Origin of the sequence: Streptomyces griseus subsp. griseus, from assembly GCF_003610995.1 — a bacterium.
GTDB lineage: Bacteria > Actinomycetota > Actinomycetes > Streptomycetales > Streptomycetaceae > Streptomyces.
Genome location: NZ_CP032543.1, coordinates 3,429,608 through 3,452,052, shown reverse-complemented (window position 1 = coordinate 3,452,052; position 22,445 = coordinate 3,429,608). Strand labels below are relative to the sequence as shown.

Here is a 22,445-nt window from a genome sequence, read left to right as displayed (position 1 = left end):
AGCCCTCAGCGCAACGACAGCCCTTGCCCCGTCATGCGCCAGCCTGCTTTTGGTGTACGGCGAAGCTCGCCCGAGGCCGGCGGTGTTGGTGTCAGCCGCTGATGTCAGCGACAGCCGAGGGTCTGTAGAACCTGCCAAGTGCATGTGGACGGTACGTAGTTCGGTATAGCCATGGCCGGTGCGGTACCTCGTCAGCTTTGATGCTGGTGTGGATCCGAATCTAGTAAAGGCTCTGGTCGGCGGCATCGCTGTGGTGTCTGCCGCTGCTGTTACCGCAGTCCTTCAGTACGCAGCAAAGGTTCGAGAGGAACGTCGACTCCTTCGCGTCTCCCTCGTCGAAGCGGACACGAAGGTTGCAGGCGCATTTGGGGAACTCATCGGCCGATCCCATGGTCGTGGTAAGTCTGAGATGAGTGAAGCCTTGGTCCAAGCACTCTTCACGGAAGGAGAACTAGCCGACACCGTCAAGCAGACCTACGCAGAGTTGATTCGGACGGCCCCTGACAAGCCAGCGGCTCTCCGCGAGGTGCTCCGTAGCCTTCCGGTCACCCACCCAATCGGCACCGACGACATGGACGCCACTCTGCAGGTGTTGGCCGCCTTGGGGAGGAAGCACGACATCCTGACCCGCGCAGCGCTCGGAGCTGTCGAAGGCAGGGCTACTTGGAAGCCGCTACCAGGTGCTCCCGAGCTGATCGCAGACTTGAAGAAGCACGAGAAGTGGAATCGCATGGGCACAATCAAGCGGCTGTTGAATCCGCGCAGCCGCCCATAACCTGCCCAACCCACCACCCGCCCCGGCTCCCATCCCGTCCGCCTTCGACCCACACACCGTGGAGCGGTCGTGGTTCAGGGCGTCAAGGTGGAGCGCGCCACTGTACGAACGACCTTGACGCCCTGGGCCGCGACCGCTCGGCTCTGCCTGGGTCGAAGGTGGTCGGGATGGGAGCCCCACGACGCTCGCCCCGCTCCGGCCGGCACTCGCGAACGGTGCCCCGTCCATCCCGGAGTCTGAGCGCCCCCGCCGGAGGCATCGTCTTGGAGCCGCGGGCTTGGTTCTCGTCTCATGCCCTACGGGCCTATCCACTGCGGGCGCGCGTCGGCGGCGGCAGCGCCGAGCGGGCCGAAGGCAGGAGCGCGGGCGCAGCCAGAGCCGGGAAGCGCGCCCGGCGGAGCGGAGCGCAGCCGGGTGCCTTGATGAGGTAGAGAAACCTGTAACAACTCCGGGCGACGCGAGTATTCAGGTGCCCGGCTGGGGGCTGATCGCCTGGGCGATGGCTTGCATGGAGTCGGTAACCGCTTCGGCTCCTGCCTCGACGAAGAGTTGGTGCTTGCGCGGTTTGTTGGCGAAGCCGATGGCTGTACTGCCGATCGCGTGGGCGGCCTGGATGTCTGTCAGCGAGTCGCCGATCAAGGCGCACAAGGAGACGTCGACGTCCAAACGTTCAGCCGCTGCGATCAGCAAGTGAGGGTTCGGCTTCATCAGCTCCGGATGCCCTTCGGGCCTTCCAACGACTGTGAGCACGTGTTCCGACAACCCATGTCGATCAAGGAATGCCCTGACGGCCTCCGCGGAGTTGTTACTCACCACCGCCGCTCCCCTCCCCGACGCTCGAACTGCCTTTAGAGAGGCAACGGCCCCGATAACCGGGTCTCCAGCCACCCCTACAGCCTCTACCTCGGCTGTGGTGAGCGCTCTCTCGATTGCCAGTCCAGCGGCATCATCCGCTTCGTGCGTCAGCCGCAGGACCTCCAGAGGGTCATCGATGCCGGACAGCTTCCCTTCCAGCTCCGGGTTGCTTTCGGTTGCAAGCTCGGTGAGGTCCCTTGCAACCTGGTCCGCCGGGCGCCCCGCGAACACATCGCAGATGGGGCCGTCGAAGTCGAAAAGCACCACGGTAGTGCTGGCAAGCGCTGCGGCCAGGTCGTCAGTGTCCATCAAGGTTGAATCCCCTCGCGATGCTGTTCCACACGCTGTCGAACCACATTCCAGCCTGCTGGACCTGCTGCGTGCCGCTAGACGACTCGCTGTCGTTGACGGAGTGGTGGAAGAGGACGGTGTCCTTCCCAACCAGGTCCCAGATTTCGATGGGATCGCCCTGCGCCACAACCTTGTTGGGCTTGATCGGGTAGTAGCCGAAGAAGGCGTCTGCTCCATTGATCACGTACAGCTTGAAGAACTGCGTACCACTGTGGACTCGCACGTCAACGCTCGTCTCGGGGACCAAGCCCAGGTGACTCAACTCCGCCATTGAGTCACGGATGCTGCGGGCGTACCCGACCATGATGTCGTGCATGCGGGACCGGAGCCGTTCATCATCTCCGCAGTCCTCACGGCGGACTGGAGCTGCCTGGGGGATAGCCATGTCCGGAACGAGTATGCGGACCGTGATGCTTGCCGGTGTCAGCCTGCCGATCCGGATTTTGTCCAACGGCTCTTGCAGTGCTCCGTGCAGGGTTTCGCTGGAGAACCCGGCGAAGTCGATGGTGACGTCCGCGGAGGCAAAGGCCTGCTCTACGTAAGGGCGTAGCCCCGCCGGCCGTTCTGTCCGGCTGCGGACGAAGACTCCGCTTCCCTTGCGGGAGACCACTAGCCTTTCGTCTTCGAGGTCCCGCAGTGCGCGTTGAATGGTCGCGCGCGCGAAGCCGTAGTGCTCCGTCAGCTCCTTCTGCGACGGCAACTTCTCCCCTGGTGCGATCTTCCTCGTCCGGACTGCTGCTCCGAGGCTGCTCGCAACCTGCTCGTAGGGCGGCCGGTCATCGTCTGGGTCGAGGGGATCGGGAACGAAGGTCATAGGGCGATGGTACGCGGCGGCCCCGACATTGGGACAGCCAACAGTCAGGTGTTGACATGACGAGCCATGTTGCTTACGTTGGTCATGCAGCCAAGAAGGCTAGCCAAGTCAGTCACCTCTGTCTGAGGAGCAAGCTCATGCCGTCCTTCAAGATCGATGTTTCGACCGCTGTCGTGTTCGTGGCGACGCCTCCGACGCCGAAGCTCGTGAGCAAGCAGACCGGTGAGATCGCGATCGACCGGGAGACCGGTGCCCCGCTCGCGACGGTGGGTCTGCTGGTCGCGGACGAGGGAGAGGGCAACCTGTACCAGGTGACCGTGCCGAACACGGGCGTCCCGGAGAGCCTGGCCCCCGGCACCCCGGTCACGGTCGTCGGGCTCAAGGCCCGGGACTGGGAGAACACCTTCAACGGCCAGACTCGGCACGGCATTTCGTTCCGCGCGGTCGCTGTGACCCCGCTGGGGGCCTGATCATGTCGGACCTGTCCACGGTGATCGAGGTGGCGGGGGCCTTATCGGCCGCCGGTGGCCTCGGTTACGCGAAGGCCCGGTCTCCGCGGGTGTTCTGGTCGCTGGTGGGTGCCCCGGTCGCCCGGGTCCGGTTCTCGGTGACGTATCGGGCGACGATGGATGTGTGCGGGCTGACGGTCCAGCCGTCTCGCCTGAGGGCGTTCATGGTCCGCAACGTGGCCCGCCAGGAAGTCCAGCCCGTTCCCCCGCAGGTCCGCCGGGTCCGCTACTCCACCACGGGCATGCGGGCGACGCTTCGCCTTCCCGCCGGTCTGGAGCCTGCCGGCGTGTCCGCCGCTTCCGAACGGCTTCGCCACGCCTGGGGCGTCCACTCGGTCCACGTGGTGGAGGTGAAGCCGGGGTTCGTGGAACTGCGGATGACCGGCTACGACGTCCTGCGCCGCGTGAAGATGCCCCGCCGCCTCCCGCGCAATGTCACCGCTGGTCCGCTGGTCGTGCCGGTGGCGCTGAGGGAGGACGGTTCGGCGTTCGTCCGGGACTATCAGAAGGTCCCGCACGCCCTGACGGTCGGTGCGAACCAGTCGGGCAAGTCGATGTATCAGCGCAACCTGATCTCCGGCCTGGCCAAGCTTCCGGTCGGTCTGGTCGGGATCGACTGCAAACGGGGTGTGGAACAGCGCGGCTACGCGCCCCGCCTCTCCGCTCTGGCGATCACCCCGGACGAGGCTGACGGGCTGCTGGAAGCCCTCGTGGGTGAGATGGAGGAGCGCTTTGACCTCCTCAGCTCTCATGGTGTCTCGGACCTGTGGGGTCTGCCTGCGAAGGTGCGGCCGGTGCCGTTGGTCGTCCTGGTGGACGAGGTCGCGGAACTCTTCCTCGTGGCCGTGAAGAAGGACGAGGAGCGGCGGGACCGGATGGTGATGCGGATGATCCGGCTCGCGCAGATGGCCCGCGCGGTCGGGATCTTCCTGGAGGTCTGTGGGCAGCGTTTCGGCTCCGACCTCGGCAAGGGCGCCACTGCTCTGCGGGCTCAGCTCACCGGGCGTGTGGTGCACCGGGTTAACGACAAGCAGACCGCCGAGATGGCTCTCGGGGACATCGCCCCGGAAGCGGTCTTCGCCGCGACCACCATCCCGCCGGATCGTCCCGGTGTCGCGGTGGCCGGTGACTCCTCCGGCGGCTGGTCCCGCATCCGCACGCCCGCCATGACCCCCGCCCAAGCCGTGGCCATCTGCCACGAGTACGCGCACCTCACCCCGCACCTTGCCGCTCTGGCACCGTTCCGGCCGGCCGTTTCTACCGCCCCGGCCCCGGGCTCGCCGCTCCTCAAGCCCCGCCCGGCAACCAGCTAACTCCCCTCCCTGCAAAGCCAGTTGGCGTGACTGTCTCGCGCCAGGTCCCTACCCCGCCCATGCCCGGAACCGGAAGGAACCACTGCCATGGCACCTCGACGGACCACCACCAAGCCCCAGAAGAACGCCCCGCCCGCCCCGGTCGTGTGCTCGCCGTGTGACGGGTCCGGGATGGTCGCCGCCACGGTTCGCGTCGGCCGCAAGCGCCGCCCGGTCGGCCAGCAGGACGGCCTCTGCCTCAACTGCCTCGGCTCCGGCACCGCCCCCGACGCCTGACCACACCTCCCCGCTCCGGTGCCCGGCGGCGGCTCGATCCCCGCCCGGCACCGGCCCACCCCTGAAAGGAGGTGAACCCCTGTGTCCCGCATCCGCATTGACGCCGTGCTCGTCCAGGCCGTGATCGCTGGTGCTCTGTCCTTCGCGCACCTGCATGACCTGGCCGAAGCGGCCGGGCAGGACGGCTGGAAAGCCTGGGCCTACCCGATCAGCGTCGATCTGCTCCTGGTCGCGGCCTGGCGTCGCATGCGCACCACCGCCGACAACCGCGCCGCCTGGGCCTGGTTCATCATCGCCCTCGCCGCCTCGCTCGGCGCGAACGTCGCCACCGCCGGACTCCTCAACCTCAACGACGTTCCGGCCTGGCTCCGCATCCTCGTCGCCGGATGGCCCGCCCTCGCCTTCCTCGGCGGCACCCTCCTCGTCCACGCCCCCACCGCCGCGCCCGAGGTTGACCCCGAGCCCGTTCCGGTGCCCGCACCGCCGGTTGCTCCTGCGCCTGAACCGGCCGCGGACGTGACGGTGGAACGGGCTCCCGAACCGGCCCCGGAACTCCCTGCGGCTTCATCCGGCGAGCCCGCTCCACCCCCGGCTCCGGCGGTGACGGTTCCTCCGGCTCTGCTCGACCACGCCCAGAAGCTCTCCGACTCCCACCAGGCGGCGACCGGTGCCCGGATCGACGCGGCCACCCTGCGCGCCCGCCTCGGCGTACCCGCACACCTCGCCGATGCCATCACCGCCCAACTCGCATAATCCGCAAGGAGGTTCACGTCATGCCGCGTCCGAATCGCTTCACGAACGTGGTCCGCTTCGGCCCCGTTCAGGTCGGCACCTACTACGACGGCCGGGGCCGCACCAAGCACGTCGCCGCCTGCACCGCACCCCGCTGCGACTTCTCCGCCGACTACCTCAACCGCTCCGCTGCCGAACTCGCCGCCCGCACCCACCGCTGCAACCCCTGACAGGAGGAACCGTGTTCACCCCGAAGATCCCGCCGCCGGACACCGCCCCCATCCCGGGCACGTCCCTGGTCCCGCCGCTCACCGGCCTCGTGCACCCTCCGGCCTGCACCTGCCACGACAGCCCCAGCGCCGCCCCGGCTCCGGCGCCCGCACCGGCCGCTCCGGTCTCCCGGCCGGCCGTTCAGCTCACCCCGGGATCGCTCCTCGTCGCCGCCGCGGGCGGCACTGCCATGGTCCTGATCATCGGCACGGTCCTGGTCTCCATGCTCCTGGCGACCGCGATCACCGCCGCGTCCGTCGCCCTGTGCGCCGTGGTCCTGCGCTCGCTGCTCAACCGCCCGAACAACCGCTGACAGCCCCCGGGGCGGCCTCAACCGCCAAGTTTCCGCCGCCCCGGGCGCCCACCCCTTCCCGATCCAACGGACCCGAAAGGGAGATCCCATCATGCCCCAGCACACCCCGCCCCGGCTGATCTGCGGCCACTGCGACGGCTTCCCCACCGTCACCATCACCACCGGCCACACCACCCCCGACGGGCAGCGCCAGACCATCACCGCGAACTGCCCCGCCTGCCGCGGCACCGGCCACACCACCACCGCCGCCCGCACCCACACCCGGATCGGGGCCTGAGCGCCATGACCAACCTGACCCCCACCCCGGACCGCCCTGGCCTCCATGTCAGTAAGCCCTCTCCGAACACCCCGGCCACCGGCTCGGCCGTCTGCCACTGCGGAGCCTCGGCAACCGCCACGGGCGACAGCCAGGTCAAGGCCCTGGTCGAGGGCTACGCCGCGAACCACGGGTCCGCTCACAACCGGACGGGCCAGTGATGACCACGACACCTGACACCCTGCGCGTGTTCTCCTTCGGCGGAGGCGTCCAGTCCGTTGCCTGCCTCGTCCTCGCCACACAAGGCCGCATCGACTTCGACCGATTCCTCTTCGCCAACGTCGGAGAGGACTCCGAAGACCCCGCAACGATCACCTACTTCCGCCAGCACGCGGCCCCCTTCGCCGCCGCTCACGGGATCACGATCGAGGAGCTCCACCGCACCCGCCGTAACGGCAGCACCGAAACCCTCTACGGCCGTCTGACCCGCGAAGGCTCCCGTTCCATCGGCATCCCCGTCCGCATGGCCAACGGCGCACCCGGCAGGCGCAGCTGCACCGGCGACTTCAAAATCAAAGTCGTCGGCAAGCGTCTCAAGCAGCTCGGCGCCAGCGCCAGCAACCCGGCCCTTGTCGGCGTCGGCATCAGCGTGGATGAGATCCAGCGCGCCAATACCCGCCGCAGCGAGCCCTACGAGCAGATGACCTACCCGCTCCTGGACCTCGGCCTGCGCCGGACCGACTGCCACCGCATCATCCACGCTGCCGGGCTCCCCGTACCACCCAAGTCGGCCTGCTACTTCTGCCCGTTCCGCCGCCCGGAAGCCTGGCGCGAAATGCGCCGCACCACGCCCGACCTGTTCGCCAAGTCCTGCCAGCTCGAAACGCTCCTCAACGAACGACGCACCATGCTCGGCAAAGACCCGGTCTACCTCACCCGGTACGGCAAACCCCTCGACCAAGCCATCCCCGACGGCTGGGACACCCTCCCCTTCGACGAGTGGGACGAGACCGGCCTGTGCGACTCCGGGCGGTGCTTCACGTGACCGACACCGCCACCGCGGCGGGCCTGGACCCGGCCACCCTGAGCGATCTGCTCCGGGTAGCCGGGTCACCCGGCTTCGACCGCCTCACCGAACAACTCCGCCGCACCGGCGGCTGCTCCCAGCCCATCCACCTCACCGGCGCAACCAAAACCATCGACAGGGCCACCGGCACCCTGCTGCACCACTACTCGACAGACACCGAGCCCGGCGGCCGGTTACGGATCGCCTGCGGCAACCGCCGCGCCTCCCGCTGCCCCGCCTGCGCCTGGACCTACGCAGGCGACACCTACCACCTCATCCGCGCCGGACTCACCGGCGACCCCGACAAAGGCACCCCCACCACGATCCGGGACCACCCCCGGGTCTTCGCCACCCTGACGGCCCCCTCGTTCGGCCCGGTCCACAACCGGCCCGGCAACCGCCCCTGCCGCTGCGGTACCCGGCACACCGAGGACGCCCCGGAGCTGGGCACGCCGCTCGACCCGGACACCTACGACTACGCGGGGGCGGTGCTGTGGAACAACCACGCCTCCGACCTCTGGCGCTACTTCACGATCTACCTCCGCCGCGAAATCGCCCGCCGCGCCGGACTCACCCAGAAAGCCGCCCGCGAACAGTCCAAGGTCTCCTTCGGCAAGGTCGCCGAGTACCAGAAGCGCGGGGCCGTTCACTTCCACGCGGTCATCCGCTTCGACGGACCCGACGGCCCGGACACCCCGCCCCCGGCCTGGGCCACCCTCGACCTGCTGGACGACGCGATCCGCGCCGCCGCCGCCCGGGTCGAAGTGGTTGTGCCGGCCGTTCCGGAAGCCGGGATCACGCAGGGGTGGACGCTGCGGTGGGGCACGCAGCTCGACGTGCAGCCCATCGGCGCGTTCGGTAACGGCGAAGACCTCACCGAACGAGCCGTCGCCTCCTACGTCGCCAAATACGCCACCAAAGCCGCCGAGACCACCGGCACCGTCGACCACCGCGTCGGCAACAAGGAAGCCCTCGTCCTCCTCGACGTCCCCGAGCACCCACGGCGGCTAATCGAAGCCTGCCTGGACCTGCACCAGGCCTACCCGGAACGCAAGCTCCGCGACTGGGCCCACATGCTCGGCTTCCGCGGCCACTTCTCCACCAAGTCCCGGGCCTACTCCACCACCCTCGGCGCCCTCCGACAGGTCCGCGCCGACTACCGCGCCGCCGAACAACGCGCCGCCCTCGGCCTCCCCGACCCCGACGACCACCCCGAAGCCACCACGCTCACGCTCGCCCACTGGGCCTACGCCGGAAACGGCCACACCCCCGGCGAATCCTGGCTCGCCGTCAACATCCACCGCGACATCCAACACAACCGCGCAACCGCCCGCGAACACCGCGCCGAACTGCTGAGCGCTGAGGAGGAATGGTGACCGCACTCGACACTGGGGGACCGGCGATCCCTCCGGCTCTGTACCGCGTTCCCGATGCTGTGAGGGTGTTGGGGCTGAGCCGAAGCGTCGTCTACGACTTGATCCGTGCTGGTCGTCTCCGGACCGTCAAGGAAGGGCGGACCCGACTCGTTCCAGCTTCCGCCATCACTGATTACGTTGCGCTCCTGGAGCGGGAAGCTGGGGCTGAGCAGTGACCAAGCGACGCAGCCGCGGTGACGGCGGCCTCCACTGGGACGAGAAGCGGCAACGGTGGATCGCCACGGCGAACCTCGGCTTCGACCCGAGCGGCAAGCGGATCGTGAAGCGGGGGAGTGGCAGGACCAAGACGGAGGCGAAGAACAAGCTCAAGGAGGTGCTGCGCGACCACGAAGACGGTCTGGCCATCGCGCCGACCAACTACACCGTGAAGGACGCTGTCACGGACTGGCTAACCTACGGTCTGGCCGGCCTTGACCCGAGCACCGTCGCGACGACCACGCTCCTCAGCGAGAAGCACGTAATTCCGTCGCTCGGCGCCCGCAAGCTCCGCGACCTCAGCGCGGAGGACGTTGACCGCTGGCTGGCCAAGAAGTCCAGGACGCTCAGCACCCGAACTCTCCAGGGCCTTCACTCCTGCCTGAACCGGGCGGTCAAGCGAGCTATGGCCCGGGACAAGGTCAAGCGCAACGTCGTGGAACTGTGCTCGGTGCCTCAGGGGCAGTCCGGGCGCCCCTCGAAAGCCCTCACCTTCGCCCAGGCGGAGGCCGTTCTCCAAGGAGCTGAGGGAACCTCGATGTACGCCTACATTGTCGTCGCCCTCCTGACCGGCGCTCGCACCGAGGAACTGCGGGCCCTCACCTGGGACCACGTCTTCCTCAAGGGACGGCCCGACCTGGTCCCGCCGCAGCCTCCGCACATTGCTGTGTGGCGGTCGGTCCGGCGGAGTGGCGACACCAAGACCCGCAAGTCCCGGCGCACGCTCGCCCTGCCGTCACGCTGTATCGATGCGCTCTGGCGGCAGTACGAGGATCAGGGCTGGGACCGGCTCGCCGCCGGCAACGACTGGGAGGAACACGGGCTCGTTTTCTCCTCGGCCGTCGGCAAGCCGCTCGACGCCGCCAACGTCCGCCGCGCCTTCCGCCAAGCGCTCAAGGACGTCGACGGGGTCGACGCGGCCGAGTGGACGCCTCGGGAACTCCGGCACAGCTTCGTGTCACTGCTCTCCGACCGTGGCGTCCCCCTGGAGGAGATCTCCCGGCTCGTCGGTCACTCGGGGACGGCCGTGACCGAGGAGGTCTACCGGAAGCAGATCAGGCCGGTGATCCAGACGGGCGCCGTCGTCATGGACGGCATCTTCGGCGCGGACCCACGGAAGCCGTAGGCACGCAGGAAGCGATAGTCACGCAGATAGACACACAGCAACGCCAGAGGGCCCTTACCGATTCGGTAAGGGCCCTCTGACCTGGTGCTTAGCTGTCGGGGTGGCGGGATTTGAACCCACGACCTCTTCGTCCCGAACGAAGCGCGCTGCCAAGCTGCGCTACACCCCGATGCCCACCGGTCTCCCGGCGACATCGATTACTTTAGCCCACCTGCGGCCGGAGGCGAAATCCGCTTTCCCCGGACCCGGACCCGGCCGCTCAGCCCATCCTCATCCAAGCCCCGCCCCACTCCAGCCCAGCCCAGCCTGGCCCGGCCCCCACCCCACCCTCAGTCCCGCCCCACCAGCGTCAGCAGCGTGACCTCGGGGGGGCAGGCGAAGCGGACCGGGGTGTAGCGGTTGGTGCCGCAGCCTGCGGAGACGTGGAGGTAGGCGCGGTGGGCGCCCGCCGTGTGGGTGGAGAGGCCCTTGACCCGGTCCGTGTCCAGGTCGCAGTTGGTGACCAGGGCCCCGTAGAAGGGGATGCACAGCTGGCCGCCGTGGGTGTGGCCGGCCAGGATCAGGGGGTAGCCGTCGGCCGTGAAGGCGTCCAGGGAGCGCAGGTACGGGGCGTGGACCACGCCGATGGAGAGGTCGGCGCCGGTCTCGGGGCCGCCCTGGACCTCGGCGTAGCGGTCGCGCTTGATGTGCGGGTCGTCCAGGCCCGTGAACGCGATCTCCGTCCCGTCCAGCTTGAGCCGGCCCCGGGTGTTCGACAGGTTCAGCCAGCCCGCCTCGTCGAAGGCGTCCCGCATCGGCTCCCACGGATTGTGTACGACGCCCACCGCGGGCTCGTTGCCGTTGAGGCCGTGCTTGCCCTGGACCTTCTCCAGGAGGTAGCGGCCGGGGTTGCGCAGCTTGGGCCCGTAGTAGTCGTTGGAGCCGAAGACGTACACCCCCGGGAACTCCATCAGCGGCCCGAGCGCGTCCAGCACCTCGGGCACCGCCTCCGGGTCGGAGAGGTTGTCGCCCGTGTTCACCACGAAGTCGGGGCGCAGGCCCGCCAGCGACTGGAGCCAGGCGCGCTTCTTGCGCTGGCCGCTCACCATGTGGATGTCGGAGACCTGGAGGACGCGCAACGGACGGGCGCCGTGCGGGAGTACGGGGACGGTGACCCGCCGCAGGCGGAACGAGCGGGCCTCGAATCCGGCGGCGTAGGCGAGGCCGGCAGCGCCGACCGCCGCACCGACTGCCGTGACTTTCAGGGGTACTCCGTAGCGTGCGCGCATGTGTCCATCGTCGCAGACACGGTGCCGCGAGCGGAAAACCGGAGGGCGGCGGAAGCGCCGCACCTGTCACAATCACGGCATGACCACGCTCAAGTCCAAGCTCAAGGAAGACCTCCACACGGCCATGAAGGCGCGTGACGAGCTGACCTCGTCCACCCTTCGGCTCACCCTCACCGCGATCACCAAGGAAGAGGTCAGCGGCACGTCGGCGCGTGAGCTCTCCGACGACGAGGTGCAGAAGGTGATCGCCAAGGAGGCGAAGAAGCGCCGTGAGGCGGCCGAGGCGTTCGCCCAGGGCGGCCGGACCGAGCAGGCCGAGCGGGAGAAAGCGGAGGGCGAGCTGCTGGACGGCTACCTCCCCAAGCAGCTCACCGACGACGAGCTGAACGTGATCGTGGCGTCCGCCGTCGAGGAGGCGAAGGCCGCCGGAGCCGAGGGGCCGCGTGCCATGGGCGCCGTCATGAAGATCGTCAACCCCAAGGTGGCCGGTCTCGCCGAGGGCGGCCGGGTCGCCGCCGCGGTGAAGAAGCGTCTCGCGGGCTGAGACCCGTACAGACGGGGAAAGGGGGGGCGCCCCGGTCGACGGACCGGGGCGCCCCCCCTTTCGTACGGGCAGGTCAGGGGCCGGACCTGCCGCCGCCCTGCTGGTTCTGATCGCCGCCGCCACCGCCGCCGATCAGGCCGGGCGGGAGGTGGATGCCGCCGGGCCGGTTCCGGCCGGGCTTGCCATCCTCACGGCCCTCGTCGCCGCCGCGGTCACCGTCGCCGTCCCCCTTCTCCTTGTCGCCCTTGTCCTTCGCCCGGGGAACGGAGACTTGGTTGAACTGCGGAGTCTCGGAGGCGTCGAGCGCTCCGGTCATGGCGATCCGCCAGATCGGTCCGGGGAGGCAGCCACCGCAGACCTTGTCGTAGTACTGGCCGCCGATGGTGACGTTGAACATCGAGCTCTTCTCGCCGACGTCGTCACCGACCCACACCGCGGTGGAGAGGTTCGGCGTGTACCCGACGAACCAGGCGTCCTTGCGGTCGTTCGTCGTACCGGTCTTGCCCGCGTTGTCACGGTCGCTCAGCCCGGCCTGCGTGCCGGTGCCGTCCTCGACGACGCCCTTGAGCATCTGGTTGATGGTGTCCGCGGTGTTCTCGCTCATCGCCCGCGAGCACTTCGACCGCGGGACCTTGAGCTTCTTGCCGTTCGGGTCGGTGATCGACTCAAGGGCGATCGGCGTGCAGTACGTGCCCCGGTTGGCGAACGCGGCGTACGCGCCGGCCATGGAGAGCGGGGTGCTCACCTCACCGCCGAGGGTGATCGAGGGGTATTCGCCGATCTTCTTGCCGTCACCGCGCTCGTAACCGAGCTTCTTCGCCATCTCCACGGTCTCGCAGAGGCCGGCCTTCTGCTCCAGCAGCGCGAAGTAGGTGTTGATCGACTTGCCGAGCGCGCTGGTCATGTCCCAGGAGCCCTTCTCGGACTCCAGCTCGTTCTGCAGGTTCCAGTCCGCGTAGCCCGCCGGGGAGCCGGTGCAGTTCCGGAAGTCCTGCTCCTTGAGGGTCATCTTCCAGTCCGACGAGAACGACGTCGCCGGGGTGATGCCCTTCTCCAGCGCCGCCGCCGCGGTGAACGGCTTGAACGTGGAGCCGACCTGGAAGCCGTATGTGCTGCCGCCCATCCTGTTGCTGACGGAGAGGTTCAGCACCGTCTCGTTCTGCTTCTGGTCCAGGCCGTACGGGCGGGACTGGCCCATCGAGAGGATCTTGCCGGTGCCCGGCTGCACCTGCACCACGGAGGCCGCGAATTTGTCGTCCTTGTTGACCTTCGCGGTCGCCGCCTCGTTGGCGGCCTTCTGGGCGCGCGGGTCGAGGGTGGTCTTGACGGTGAGCCCACCGAGGTTCCAGAGCTTGGAGCGCTCCTCCTCGGTCTTGCCGAACGCCGGGTCGGTCAGGATCGTCTTGCGTACGTAGTCGCAGAAGAACCCGGAACCGCTGACAGCTGTGATGCAGCCGTTCTTCGGCTTGCTGACCTTCAGCTTGATCGGGGTCTCCATGGCCTTGTCGGCCTCGGCCTGCGAGATGGCGCGGGTGGCGGCCATCCGGGTCAGCACGGTGTTACGGCGCTTGGTGGCCTCTTCCGTGTCGTTGACCGGGTCGTAGCGGGTCGGCGACTGGACGATGCCGGCGAGCAGCGCGGCCTCCTCCACCTTCAGGTCCTTGGCGTGCTTGGAGAAGTACCGCTGGGAAGCGGCCTCGACGCCGTACGCCTGCTGGCCGAAGAACGTGATGTTGAGGTAGTTCTCCAGGATCTTCTTCTTGCCGAGCTCTTCCTCGACCTGGATCGCGTACTTCAGCTCACGGACCTTGCGGCCGAGTGTCTGCTGGGTGGCCTGCGCGACCTTCTCCTGGTCGTCGCCCGCCTCCTCGACGAACACGTTCTTCACGTACTGCTGGGTGAGGGTCGACGCGCCCTGCGCGGTCCCGCCCGACTGCACGTTGCGGTTCATCGCGCGCAGGATGCCCTTGAGGTCGACCGCCCCGTGCTCGTAGAAGCGGGAGTCCTCGATCGCGATGATCGCGTCCTGCATGTACGGGGAGATCTCCTTGAGCGGGACCACGGTGCGGTCGCGCGAGTAGACCGTCGCGATCGCCCCGCCGTCGCGGTCCAGGATCGTGGTCCGCTGGCTGAGCGGCGGAGTCTTCAGGTTGGAGGGGATCTCGTCGAACCCTTCGACCGTCCCCTTGGCGGCGAGCCCCAACGCTCCGGCTGCGGGCAGCGCGATGCCTGCCAGGACAGCTCCGGAGAGCGCGGCGACACCGAGGAACTTGGCGGCCTGCTGGGTCGTGGTGAGACCCCCGCCCGAGCGCTTCTTTGGCATGAGGGCAGCCTAATCCGTAGTTATGAGCGTTCTGTAGGAGCAGGGGCCTCTCGGAGCGTTCGAGTACCAGACCGTGACATCCGGGTGAGGGCGCGGGCCGGAGCGGGGGTGTGATCGCGGACCGGGGCCGGGGCGGAAGGCGGCACGCCTGGGACGGCGGCCTTACGGGCCGCTGGTCGGGAAAACGTGGGCGCACAGGCCGACAGGCGCACGTCAGGCGCCTACCTTCTCATTCGCCGGACAGGCGTGCAGGCCTTGGCCTAAGCTGCTCTCAACTGTCACAGCAGTCCGGTTCCGTATCAACCCCCCTGCCGCCCCATGCACCTCTTCTGGTCATTCTTCTCCCGGCCGACGCACAGGTGAACCGCACACACGGCGCCCCCGAAATCGCCCCGTGTGTCACTGAACGTCCATTGCCATTCGGGTGTACTGTCCCGTTTTCGCGGAGTTAGTCGCGCATGTCTTCCCCTCACTCCCTGGGTGATCTGCCGCATACGCATAGTCCGTTCGGACCATTCAAGATTGGGCCCGAAGGGGGTGTTGTGCTGTCCCCACCTTCCGTAACGTCCTCAACTGGCAGCGGTGAATATGCCGCTACCGCCGTGGGGGAGCCTCGATTCGGGAGAGGACGGCGCCGGCATGGGCTGGGTAACCGACTGGAGTGCGCAGGCAGCCTGCCGCACTACCGATCCGGATGAACTGTTCGTACAAGGGGCAGCGCAGAACAGGGCCAAGGCGGTGTGCACCGGATGCCCGGTGCGGACCGAGTGCCTGGCCGACGCGCTGGACAATCGCGTCGAGTTCGGCGTGTGGGGCGGAATGACGGAGCGGGAGCGCCGCGCACTGCTGCGCCGCCGGCCCACCGTCACGTCCTGGCGCCGCCTGCTGGAGACCGCACGCAGTGAGTACGAGCGGTCCACCGGCATGCTGCCCGCGGTGATCGGGCTGGAGGACGACGAACTGCACGAGACGTACGCCGCTGCGGGGTAGCGCCCCTGAGGCAGGCCGGGTCGCTCGGGCGGGGAGCTGTGGGGGCTACGCAGCTCCGGCCGGAGCCGGGTCGGAACCGGACGCCAGGCGGTCGCCGATGGCTCGCAGGCCGTCCAGGTCGTGCACATCGCCGGGCAGAGCGGCCACCGCGGTCACCAGGACCTCGGGGTGCAGCTCGGTGAAGCGGTCGCGTGTGTGCTGTTCACGCGCGACGACCTGCATACGTTCGGCGTGCAGGCGCAGCAGATCCGCCGTCAGTTCGTCGATGTCCGCAGGGGTTTCGGCGGTTTCGTCCGTCGTGTTCTTCGCATGCGGCTCGTGCGTGTCCTCGTGGCTGTGGTCGTGTTCTCCGGTGGTCCTGTGCTCGTTGCCGTGCCCGGGCTCGGGGGAGAGCGGCGGCGCGGCGGCTTCGGGGCGGGTGACCGCCGGGTCGGGGGCCTCCCGGTCACCAAGGCCAGCCTTCCCGGCCGTCTGATCCACAATGCGGGCGGCGTCAAGATTTTCTGCGGCGGCCAGCGCCTGCTCGGCGGAGAGCCGGGCGGCCTCGCTGCCGTGCGCCCGGTTGAGGACGAGACCGGCCAGCGGCATGTCCTCCGCCGCCAGCCGCTCCACGAAGTACGCGGCCTCGCGCAGTGCGTCCCGCTCCGGCGTCGCGACCACGAGGAAGGCCGTACCGGGGGCCTGGAGCAGCTTGTACGTGGCGTCCGCGCGGCTGCGGAAGCCGCCGAACATGGTGTCCATCGCGGCGACGAACGTCTGCACGTCCCGGAGGAACTGGCCGCCGAGGAGCTTGCCCAGCGTCCCGGTCATCATCGACATACCGACATTGAGGAACTTCATCCCGGCCCGGCCGCCCACCTTCGCGGGCGCCATCAGCAGCCGGATGAACTTCCCGTCCAGGAACGAGCCGAGCCGCTTCGGCGCGTCCAGGAAGTCCAGTGCGGAGCGCGAGGGCGGGGTGTCGACGACGATCAGGTCCCACTCGTCGCGCGCCCGCAGCTGCCCGAGCTTCTCCATCGCCATGTACTCCTGCGTACCGGCGAACCCGGCCGACAGGGACTGGTAGAAGGGGTTCTCCAGGATCGCGCGGGCCCTCTCGGCGTCCGCGTGCGCCTCCACGGTCTCGTCGAAGGTGCGCTTCATGTCCAGCATCATGGCGTGCAGTTCGCCCTCGCCCGCGATGTCCTCGACCCGGCGCGGGACGTTGTCCAGCTGGTCGATGCCCATGGACTGCGCGAGCCGGCGGGCCGGGTCGATGGTGAGGACGACGACCTTCCGGCCGCGCTCGGCCGCCCGTACGCCCAGAGCGGCGGCCGTGGTGGTCTTGCCGACGCCGCCGGAGCCGCAGCAGACGATGATCCGGATGCCCGGGTCGTCCAGCAGTGCGTCGGTGTCCAGCCCGGGGCCTGCTCCGGGGTGTCCGTGGCCTGCGTCATGCGTCCGCCTCTTCCCCTACGCCCTGTTTACGGAGCTCCGTGGCCAGGTCGAGCAGCGCGGCCGGGTCCACCCCGTCGCCGATCAGCGGCAGCTCGGCCGTCGGCAGGCCGAGCCCGGCCAGCACGGCGCGCTGCTCACGCTCCAGGCCGACCCGCTGGGCGTGTTCCGCGGCCTGCGCGATCAGAGGCCGTACGAGGGCGGCGGAGCCGGTCACCCCGGCGCGGGTCAGCGTCTTGGCGATCTCCTTGCGGCGGCCGGTGGCGGCGGTGCGCAGGGTCTCCTCGTCGACCAGGTGCGGGCGCACCATGTTGACGATGACACGGCCCACGGGCAGGTCGGCGGCGCGCAGTTCGGCGATGCCGTCGGCGGTCTCCTGGACCGGCATCTCCTCCAGGAGGGTCACCAGGTGGACCGCGGTCTGCGGGGACTTCAGGAGCCGCATCACGGCCTGCGCCTGGTTGTGTATCGGGCCGATCCTGGCCAGCCCCGCCACCTCGTCGTTGACGTTCAGGAAGCGCGTGACCCGGCCGGTCGGCGGGGCGTCCATGATCACGTAGTCGTAGACGAACCGGCCCTGCTTGTCCTTGCGGCGTACGGCTTCGCACGCCTTGCCGGTCAGCAGGACGTCCCGGACCCCGGGCGCGATGGTGGTGGCGAAGTCGATCGCGCCGAGCTTCTTGAGCGCCCGGCCGGCGCCACCGAGCTTGTAGAACATCTGGAGGTAGTCGAGGAGCGCCTGCTCGGCGTCGATCGCCAGCGCGTGCACCTCGCCGCCGCCCGGCGCGACGGCGATTCTCCGCTCCTCATAGGGCAACGAGTCGGCACCGAAGAGCTGCGCGATGCCCTGTCTGCCCTCGACCTCGACGAGGAGGGTGCGCCTGCCCTCGGTCGCGAGGGCGAGCGCGAGGGCGGCGGCGACCGTGGTCTTACCGGTACCGCCCTTGCCGCTGACGACCTGGAACCTGCTCACGTATTCGAGCCTAACCAGTCCGGCCCCGGGCTACGCACGGGACCGTACGTGCCAGGCGTTACAGTCAGGCCCATGACCAAGTGGGAATACGCGACCGTGCCCCTTCTCGTGCACGCGACCAAGCAGATTCTGGACACCTGGGGCGAGGACGGCTGGGAGCTGGTCCAGGTCGTTCCCGGCCCGAACAACCCCGAGCAGCTCGTGGCCTACCTGAAGCGGGAGAAGGCGTAGTGGCGGGCGCCGTCGAGGCTCAGCTCGCCGAGCTCGGCCTGACCCTGCCCGCCGTCGTGCCGCCGCTGGCCTCGTACCAGCCGGCCGTGCAGTCCGGGGTGTACGTGTACACCTCGGGCCAGCTGCCGATGGTGGACGGCAAGCTCGCCGTCACCGGCAAGGTCGGCGCCGAGGTGACGCCGGACGAGGCGAAGGAGCTCGCCAGGACCTGCGCGCTCAACGCCCTGGCCGCCGTGAAGTCGGTCGCCGGTGACCTGGACCGGATCAAGCGCGTCGTGAAGGTCGTGGGCTTCGTCGCCTCGGCCTCCGACTTCACCGGGCAGCCCGCCGTGATCAACGGTGCGAGCGAGCTGCTGGGCGCGGTCCTGGGCGACAAGGGGGTGCACGCACGCAGCGCCGTGGGCGTCGCCGTGTTGCCGCTGGACGCCCCGGTCGAGGTCGAGGTCCAGGTCGAGCTCGTCGACGCCTGAGCCGTACGCCGTACCGGCCATTCCCCGATGTCCCTCCCGATCCCGTCCGGTCCCCGCGACCGGGCGGGATCGTGTGTGTGGCGGGCGGGAGCGGGTGTGTACGGGGCATGTCGGGGAGCTGTGGTGATCACGGAGCCTCTCGAACATCGGCGCGGTTCCGGATAGCCTCCGGCCATGTCCCAAGGTCAGTGGTACCCCCCGGAATGGCCCGACCGGATCCGGGCGCTCGCCGCCGGTGAGCTGACGGCCGTGACACCCCGCCGGGCGGCCACCGTGATGCTGCTCCGCGATCCGGGGCCCGAGGCCCCGACGCCCGGTCCCGTGGTGCACATGCTGCGCCGGCGGACGTCCATGGCATTCGCCGGAGGCGCGTACGCCTATCCGGGTGGCGGAGTCGATCCGCGCGACGACGACCGGCTGATCGGGTGGGCCGGGCCCTCCCTGGAGCACTGGGCCGCCCGGCTCGGGGTGGCGAGCGTCACCGAGGCGCAGGCCGTCGTCTGTGCGGCGGTGCGCGAGACCTTCGAGGAGTCGGGCGTCCTGCTCGCCGGGGAGACCGCCGGCACCGTGGTCAGCGATACGACCGGGGCCGGGTGGGAGGCCGACCGGGAGGCACTGGTCGCCCGCGACCTGTCCTTCGCGGAGTTCCTTGACCGGCGTGGGCTGCTGCTCCGCTCGGACCTGCTGGGCGCCTGGGCGCGCTGGATCACCCCGGAGTTCGAACCGAGGCGGTACGACACCTGGTTCTTCGTCGCCGCACTCCCTCAAGGGCAACGCACCCGGGCCGTCTCCACGGAGGCGGACCGTACGGTGTGGATCGCCCCGGCGGAGGCGGCCCGCCGCTACGACCTGGGCGAGCTGCTGATGATGCCGCCCACCGTGTCGACGCTGCGGGCCCTGACGCCGTTCAGGACGGCCGCCGAGGCGCTGGGGGCGGCGGACGTCCAGGACCTGACTCCCGTACTCGCGCAGGCCCGTCTGGAGGGGGATGAGCTGGTGCTGAGCTGGCCGGGGCACGACGAGTTCACCAAGCACGTACCGACGGCGGGCGAGGGCTCCCCGGCGGGCGAGGGCGGAGGTGCGGTGTGAGCGACGCAGCCGCCCTGCCGGGACAGCCGCGCGGGATCGTGGCCTCCGGGCCCGCGACCGCCCGTACGGTCAACGTCCTCGCGCCGAACCCGTCCGCGATGACACTCGACGGCACGAACACCTGGATCGTCGGCGAGCCCGGCTCCGATCTCGCGGTCGTCATCGACCCGGGGCCCCTCGACGACGGACACCTGAGGGCCGTGATCGACGCGGTGGAGCGGTCGGGGCGTCGCGTCGCCCTTACTTTGCTGACACACGGGCATCCTGATCACGCGGAGGGCGCCGGACGGTTCGCCGAGCTGACGCGGACGAAGGTACGGGCCCTGGATCCGGCGCTACGGCTGGGGGACGAGGGCCTCGGCGCGGGCGATGCGATCACCACCGGCGGCCTGGAGCTGCTGGTGGTCCCGACGCCGGGCCACACCGCCGACTCGCTCTCGTTCCATCTGCCCGCCGACCGGGCGGTGCTGACCGGCGACACGATCCTGGGCCGCGGTACGACCGTGGTCGCGCACCCGGACGGGCGGCTCGGCGACTACCTGGACTCGCTCAGGCGGCTGCGCTCGCTCACGGTCGACGACGGCGTGCACACGGTGCTGCCGGGCCACGGGCCGGTCCTGGAGGACGCCCAGGGGGCCGTGGAGTTCTATCTGGCCCACCGCGCGCACCGGCTGGCCCAGGTCGAGACGGCGGTCGAGGCGGGTCACCGTACGCCGTCGGACGTGGTGGCCCGGGTCTACGCCGACGTGGACCGCTCCCTGTGGCCGGCCGCCGAGCTGTCGGTACGGGCACAGCTGGAGTACCTCGCGGAACACGGGCTCATCTAGCGCCCGCGTGAACACAAAGGGCCCCGCGCCCGCCGGAGCGCATCCGGTCGGCGCGGGGCCCTTCGTCCAGCAGGTCACATCACGGGAAGGGTCAGCGCGAGCGCTTCGCGAGGCGCTCCACGTCCAGCAGGATGACCGCGCGGGCCTCCAGCCGCAGCCAGCCGCGGCCCGCGAAGTCCGCGAGGGCCTTGTTGACCGTCTCGCGGGAGGCGCCGACCAGCTGGGCCAGCTCCTCCTGGGTGAGGTCGTGCACGACGTGGATGCCCTCCTCCGACTGGACGCCGAAGCGGCGCGACAGATCCAGGAGGGCGCGGGCGACCCGGCCCGGCACATCGGAGAAGACCAGGTCGGACATCTGGTCGTTGGTCTTGCGCAGCCGCCGGGCGACCGCGCGCAGCAGCGCGGTGGCGACCTCGGGCCGGGCGTTGAGCCAGGGCTGCAGGTCGCCGTGGCCGAGGCCGAGCAGCTTGACCTCGGTCAGCGCGGAGGCGGTCGCCGTACGCGGGCCGGGGTCGAAGAGCGAGAGCTCACCGATCAGCTCGCCGGGGCCGAGCACGGCCAGCATGTTCTCGCGCCCGTCGGGCGAGGTGCGGTGGAGCTTCACCTTGCCCTCGGTGACCACGTAAAGGCGGTCACCCTGGTCGCCCTCGTGGAAGAGCGCGTCGCCGCGCGCGAGGGTCACCTCACTCATCGAGGCGCGGAGCTCCGCGGCCTGCTCATCATCGAGCGCCGCGAAAAGCGGGGCGCGCCGCAGAACGTCGTCCACGAGTTCTCTCCTTGTCGGCCTGTTCAGGGAACCGTGGTCCCCATCATGCCGGACGGTAAAACAGTGCGATCAATCACAAACCAGTTTGACGCACGGGCGTGCCGGTCCCTACGGCAGGGGGCCGATCGGGGGTGGATATGCGGTGACCGGGGCGGTTGTCAGTGGCTGGCTCTAGGCTGGCCGGGTGTCCAGAATGCCGGGGAGCACACGGGCGGAGGGGGCTGATGGGGTGTCGGAGCAGCGTGTTTCCGCTGTCGGCGAACACTCCCCGGTTCGCCCGGAGAGTGCCGCAAATGGCTCCCTGGAGGGACCGGCAAAGCGGTCCGTGAGACGGCCAGGAGGCTCGCAGTGACATCGTCGAAGACCGGAACGGCACCCAAGGCGCCCAAAGCGACCAAGGCGCCGAAGATCCCCAAGGCCGAGTCGCACCTCGCGCTGGTCCGCCGCGCCCGCCGGATCAACCGGGAGCTCGCCGAGGTCTATCCGTATGCCCATCCCGAGCTGGACTTCCGTAACCCCTTCGAGCTGCTCGTCGCCACGGTCCTCTCCGCCCAGACCACCGACCTGAGGGTCAACCAGACCACCCCCGCGCTCTTCGCCGCCTACCCGACGCCCGAGGACATGGCGGCGGCCGTTCCGGAGGAGATGGAGGAGCTGATCCGGCCGACCGGCTTCTTCCGGGCCAAGACCAAGTCGCTCCTGGGCCTCTCCGCCGCCCTGCGGGACGACTTCGGCGGCGAGGTCCCGGGCCGCCTGGAGGACCTGGTCAAGCTGCCCGGCGTCGGCCGCAAGACCGCCAACGTGGTGCTGGGAAACGCCTTCGGGGTCCCCGGCATCACCGTGGACACGCACTTCGGCCGTCTGGTCCGGCGCTGGAAGTGGACGGACGAGGAGGACCCGGTGAAGGTCGAGGCGGTGATCGCCGACATCTTCCCCAAGAGCGAGTGGACGATGCTCTCGCACCGGGTGATCTTCCACGGCCGCCGCATCTGCCACTCCCGGAAACCGGCCTGCGGCGCCTGCCCCATCGCCCCGCTCTGCCCTTCGTACGGTGAAGGGGAGACCGATCCGGAGAAGGCCAGGAAGCTGCTGAAGTACGAGATGGGCGGCCACCCGGGCCAGCGGCTCAGCCCGCCCGCCGACTTCCCGGGCAAGCCCGCTCCCGCACTGGGAGCCGCATGAGGGGGCGCCGCACCGAGCACCTCCCGACGAACCACGAAATGGCTCGGAACGAAATGGCCGA

At 69.4% G+C, this 22,445-nt stretch carries 27 protein-coding genes and 1 tRNA gene; 20 read left to right on the top strand and 8 right to left on the bottom strand.

The window, feature by feature from the left end:
- Window positions 1-178 precede the first annotated feature (178 nt).
- Window positions 179-775, top strand: coding sequence for a hypothetical protein (locus tag D6270_RS32530; RefSeq protein ID WP_158650523.1), 597 nt, complete (start codon window positions 179-181; stop codon window positions 773-775).
- 465 nt (window positions 776-1,240) lie between these two features.
- Here the strand turns inward: D6270_RS32530 and D6270_RS15340 are convergent, their stop codons facing one another.
- Together D6270_RS15340 and D6270_RS15335 are read right to left on the bottom strand one after the other, a co-directional pair.
- Window positions 1,241-1,939 carry an HAD family hydrolase gene (locus D6270_RS15340; protein WP_225976864.1) on the bottom strand — a complete coding sequence of 233 codons (699 nt, stop codon included), beginning with the start codon at window positions 1,937-1,939 and terminating at the stop codon, window positions 1,241-1,243.
- A complete protein-coding gene (locus D6270_RS15335; protein WP_151414693.1) occupies window positions 1,929-2,795 on the bottom strand; it encodes a GntR family transcriptional regulator in 867 nt (288 codons plus the stop codon). Before D6270_RS15335 ends, D6270_RS15340 begins: the two co-directional genes overlap by 11 nt.
- 137 nt (window positions 2,796-2,932) lie before the next feature.
- Here D6270_RS15335 and D6270_RS15330 point away from each other — a divergent pair, with 137 nt between their 5' ends.
- The 12 genes from D6270_RS15330 (at window position 2,933) to xerC (ending at window position 10,287) form a co-directional block, all read left to right on the top strand.
- Window positions 2,933-3,265 (top strand): SCO3933 family regulatory protein, encoded by a 333-nt coding sequence (locus tag D6270_RS15330; RefSeq protein ID WP_097892702.1) that lies wholly within the window; start codon window positions 2,933-2,935, stop codon window positions 3,263-3,265.
- 2 nt (window positions 3,266-3,267) lie between these two features.
- A complete protein-coding gene (locus tag D6270_RS15325) occupies window positions 3,268-4,617 on the top strand; it encodes an FtsK/SpoIIIE domain-containing protein (RefSeq protein ID WP_151414692.1) in 1,350 nt (449 codons plus the stop codon).
- A gap of 87 nt (window positions 4,618-4,704) precedes the next feature.
- Window positions 4,705-4,893 carry a hypothetical protein gene (locus D6270_RS15320; protein ID WP_151414691.1) on the top strand — a complete coding sequence of 63 codons (189 nt, stop codon included), beginning with the start codon at window positions 4,705-4,707 and terminating at the stop codon, window positions 4,891-4,893.
- An 81-nt stretch (window positions 4,894-4,974) separates the two neighbouring features.
- Window positions 4,975-5,646 carry a DUF2637 domain-containing protein gene (locus tag D6270_RS15315; protein WP_151414690.1) on the top strand — a complete coding sequence of 224 codons (672 nt, stop codon included), beginning with the start codon at window positions 4,975-4,977 and terminating at the stop codon, window positions 5,644-5,646.
- A 20-nt stretch (window positions 5,647-5,666) separates the two neighbouring features.
- Window positions 5,667-5,855, top strand: coding sequence for a mobile element transfer protein (locus D6270_RS15310; RefSeq protein ID WP_151414689.1), 189 nt, complete (start codon window positions 5,667-5,669; stop codon window positions 5,853-5,855).
- A gap of 11 nt (window positions 5,856-5,866) precedes the next feature.
- The gene (locus tag D6270_RS15305) at window positions 5,867-6,208 is read left to right on the top strand and encodes a SpdD protein (protein ID WP_151414688.1); all 342 of its coding nucleotides are present in this window, start codon (window positions 5,867-5,869) and stop codon (window positions 6,206-6,208) included.
- A gap of 91 nt (window positions 6,209-6,299) precedes the next feature.
- Complete coding sequence (locus D6270_RS15300; protein ID WP_151414687.1) at window positions 6,300-6,485, top strand: hypothetical protein; 186 nt, start codon at window positions 6,300-6,302, stop codon at window positions 6,483-6,485.
- Between the two features lie 5 nt (window positions 6,486-6,490).
- Window positions 6,491-6,685: a hypothetical protein gene (locus D6270_RS15295; protein WP_151414686.1), complete on the top strand. Its 195-nt coding sequence runs from the start codon at window positions 6,491-6,493 to the stop codon at window positions 6,683-6,685.
- Entirely contained in the window at window positions 6,685-7,509 is an 825-nt protein-coding gene (locus D6270_RS15290) for a phosphoadenosine phosphosulfate reductase (RefSeq protein ID WP_225976863.1), read from the top strand. Before D6270_RS15295 ends, D6270_RS15290 begins: the two co-directional genes overlap by 1 nt.
- A complete protein-coding gene (gene repSA / locus D6270_RS15285; protein WP_151414685.1) occupies window positions 7,506-8,906 on the top strand; it encodes a replication initiator protein RepSA in 1,401 nt (466 codons plus the stop codon). Before D6270_RS15290 ends, repSA begins: the two co-directional genes overlap by 4 nt.
- Complete coding sequence (locus tag D6270_RS15280) at window positions 8,900-9,121, top strand: helix-turn-helix domain-containing protein (RefSeq protein ID WP_151414684.1); 222 nt, start codon at window positions 8,900-8,902, stop codon at window positions 9,119-9,121. Before repSA ends, D6270_RS15280 begins: the two co-directional genes overlap by 7 nt.
- Window positions 9,118-10,287, top strand: coding sequence for a site-specific integrase (xerC, locus tag D6270_RS15275; RefSeq protein WP_151414683.1), 1,170 nt, complete (start codon window positions 9,118-9,120; stop codon window positions 10,285-10,287). Before D6270_RS15280 ends, xerC begins: the two co-directional genes overlap by 4 nt.
- 95 nt (window positions 10,288-10,382) lie before the next feature.
- Here the strand turns inward: xerC and D6270_RS15270 are convergent.
- Window positions 10,383-10,456 (bottom strand) — tRNA-Pro (locus D6270_RS15270).
- A gap of 160 nt (window positions 10,457-10,616) precedes the next feature.
- Window positions 10,617-11,555, bottom strand: coding sequence for a metallophosphoesterase (locus D6270_RS15265; RefSeq protein ID WP_109164899.1), 939 nt, complete (start codon window positions 11,553-11,555; stop codon window positions 10,617-10,619).
- A 79-nt stretch (window positions 11,556-11,634) separates the two neighbouring features.
- Here D6270_RS15265 and D6270_RS15260 point away from each other — a divergent pair, with 79 nt between their 5' ends.
- Window positions 11,635-12,099, top strand: a complete 465-nt coding sequence (locus D6270_RS15260) for a GatB/YqeY domain-containing protein (protein ID WP_030718267.1) — start codon at window positions 11,635-11,637, stop codon at window positions 12,097-12,099.
- Window positions 12,100-12,172: 73 nt separating this feature from the next.
- Here D6270_RS15260 and D6270_RS15255 read toward each other — a convergent pair whose 3' ends face one another.
- Entirely contained in the window at window positions 12,173-14,422 is a 2,250-nt protein-coding gene (locus D6270_RS15255; protein ID WP_109164900.1) for a transglycosylase domain-containing protein, read from the bottom strand.
- A gap of 639 nt (window positions 14,423-15,061) precedes the next feature.
- On the opposite strand from D6270_RS15255, the gene D6270_RS15245 reads away from it, so the two are divergent.
- A complete protein-coding gene (locus tag D6270_RS15245) occupies window positions 15,062-15,412 on the top strand; it encodes a WhiB family transcriptional regulator (RefSeq protein ID WP_202418672.1) in 351 nt (116 codons plus the stop codon).
- A gap of 45 nt (window positions 15,413-15,457) precedes the next feature.
- Here D6270_RS15245 and D6270_RS15240 read toward each other — a convergent pair whose 3' ends face one another.
- Both D6270_RS15240 and D6270_RS15235 read right to left on the bottom strand, forming a co-directional pair.
- The gene (locus D6270_RS15240) at window positions 15,458-16,810 is read right to left on the bottom strand and encodes an ATPase BagB (RefSeq protein WP_151414682.1); all 1,353 of its coding nucleotides are present in this window, start codon (window positions 16,808-16,810) and stop codon (window positions 15,458-15,460) included.
- A 34-nt stretch (window positions 16,811-16,844) separates the two neighbouring features.
- Window positions 16,845-17,819 carry an ATPase BagA gene (locus D6270_RS15235; protein ID WP_109164903.1) on the bottom strand — a complete coding sequence of 325 codons (975 nt, stop codon included), beginning with the start codon at window positions 17,817-17,819 and terminating at the stop codon, window positions 16,845-16,847.
- A gap of 72 nt (window positions 17,820-17,891) precedes the next feature.
- On the opposite strand from D6270_RS15235, the gene D6270_RS15230 reads away from it, so the two are divergent.
- The 4 genes from D6270_RS15230 (at window position 17,892) to D6270_RS15215 (ending at window position 20,436) form a co-directional block, all read left to right on the top strand.
- Window positions 17,892-18,050, top strand: coding sequence for a Sp36 family protein (locus D6270_RS15230; protein ID WP_003967454.1), 159 nt, complete (start codon window positions 17,892-17,894; stop codon window positions 18,048-18,050).
- The gene (locus tag D6270_RS15225; RefSeq protein ID WP_109164904.1) at window positions 18,050-18,520 is read left to right on the top strand and encodes a RidA family protein; all 471 of its coding nucleotides are present in this window, start codon (window positions 18,050-18,052) and stop codon (window positions 18,518-18,520) included. Before D6270_RS15230 ends, D6270_RS15225 begins: the two co-directional genes overlap by 1 nt.
- Window positions 18,521-18,694: 174 nt before the next feature.
- A complete protein-coding gene (locus tag D6270_RS15220; RefSeq protein ID WP_109164905.1) occupies window positions 18,695-19,609 on the top strand; it encodes an NUDIX hydrolase in 915 nt (304 codons plus the stop codon).
- Window positions 19,606-20,436, top strand: a complete 831-nt coding sequence (locus tag D6270_RS15215; RefSeq protein WP_109164906.1) for an MBL fold metallo-hydrolase — start codon at window positions 19,606-19,608, stop codon at window positions 20,434-20,436. The genes D6270_RS15220 and D6270_RS15215 overlap by 4 nt, the downstream gene beginning before the upstream one ends.
- A gap of 91 nt (window positions 20,437-20,527) precedes the next feature.
- Here D6270_RS15215 and D6270_RS15210 read toward each other — a convergent pair whose 3' ends face one another.
- Window positions 20,528-21,202, bottom strand: coding sequence for a Crp/Fnr family transcriptional regulator (locus D6270_RS15210; RefSeq protein WP_003967450.1), 675 nt, complete (start codon window positions 21,200-21,202; stop codon window positions 20,528-20,530).
- A 348-nt stretch (window positions 21,203-21,550) separates the two neighbouring features.
- On the opposite strand from D6270_RS15210, the gene nth reads away from it, so the two are divergent.
- Complete coding sequence (gene nth, locus D6270_RS15205; RefSeq protein WP_382774997.1) at window positions 21,551-22,384, top strand: endonuclease III; 834 nt, start codon at window positions 21,551-21,553, stop codon at window positions 22,382-22,384.
- Window positions 22,385-22,445 lie beyond the last annotated feature (61 nt).

Bases quoted from the DNA above. Each gene is read 5' to 3' on its own strand.
- D6270_RS15295 (WP_151414686.1), top strand. From the start codon at position 6,491: ATGACCAACCTGACCCCCACCCCGGACCGCCCTGGCCTCCATGTCAGT.
- D6270_RS15245 (WP_202418672.1), top strand. From the start codon at position 15,062: ATGGGCTGGGTAACCGACTGGAGTGCGCAGGCAGCCTGCCGCACTACC.
- D6270_RS15320 (WP_151414691.1), top strand. From the start codon at position 4,705: ATGGCACCTCGACGGACCACCACCAAGCCCCAGAAGAACGCCCCGCCC.
- D6270_RS15280 (WP_151414684.1), top strand. From the start codon at position 8,900: ATGGTGACCGCACTCGACACTGGGGGACCGGCGATCCCTCCGGCTCTG.
- D6270_RS15340 (WP_225976864.1), bottom strand. From the start codon at position 1,939: ATGGACACTGACGACCTGGCCGCAGCGCTTGCCAGCACTACCGTGGTG.
- D6270_RS15335 (WP_151414693.1), bottom strand. From the start codon at position 2,795: ATGACCTTCGTTCCCGATCCCCTCGACCCAGACGATGACCGGCCGCCC.
- D6270_RS15290 (WP_225976863.1), top strand. From the start codon at position 6,685: ATGACCACGACACCTGACACCCTGCGCGTGTTCTCCTTCGGCGGAGGC.
- D6270_RS15330 (WP_097892702.1), top strand. From the start codon at position 2,933: ATGCCGTCCTTCAAGATCGATGTTTCGACCGCTGTCGTGTTCGTGGCG.
- D6270_RS15255 (WP_109164900.1), bottom strand. From the start codon at position 14,422: ATGCCAAAGAAGCGCTCGGGCGGGGGTCTCACCACGACCCAGCAGGCC.
- D6270_RS15220 (WP_109164905.1), top strand. From the start codon at position 18,695: ATGTCCCAAGGTCAGTGGTACCCCCCGGAATGGCCCGACCGGATCCGG.
- D6270_RS15325 (WP_151414692.1), top strand. From the start codon at position 3,268: ATGTCGGACCTGTCCACGGTGATCGAGGTGGCGGGGGCCTTATCGGCC.
- D6270_RS15300 (WP_151414687.1), top strand. From the start codon at position 6,300: ATGCCCCAGCACACCCCGCCCCGGCTGATCTGCGGCCACTGCGACGGC.
- D6270_RS15265 (WP_109164899.1), bottom strand. From the start codon at position 11,555: ATGCGCGCACGCTACGGAGTACCCCTGAAAGTCACGGCAGTCGGTGCG.
- D6270_RS15260 (WP_030718267.1), top strand. From the start codon at position 11,635: ATGACCACGCTCAAGTCCAAGCTCAAGGAAGACCTCCACACGGCCATG.
- D6270_RS15310 (WP_151414689.1), top strand. From the start codon at position 5,667: ATGCCGCGTCCGAATCGCTTCACGAACGTGGTCCGCTTCGGCCCCGTT.
- D6270_RS15230 (WP_003967454.1), top strand. From the start codon at position 17,892: ATGACCAAGTGGGAATACGCGACCGTGCCCCTTCTCGTGCACGCGACC.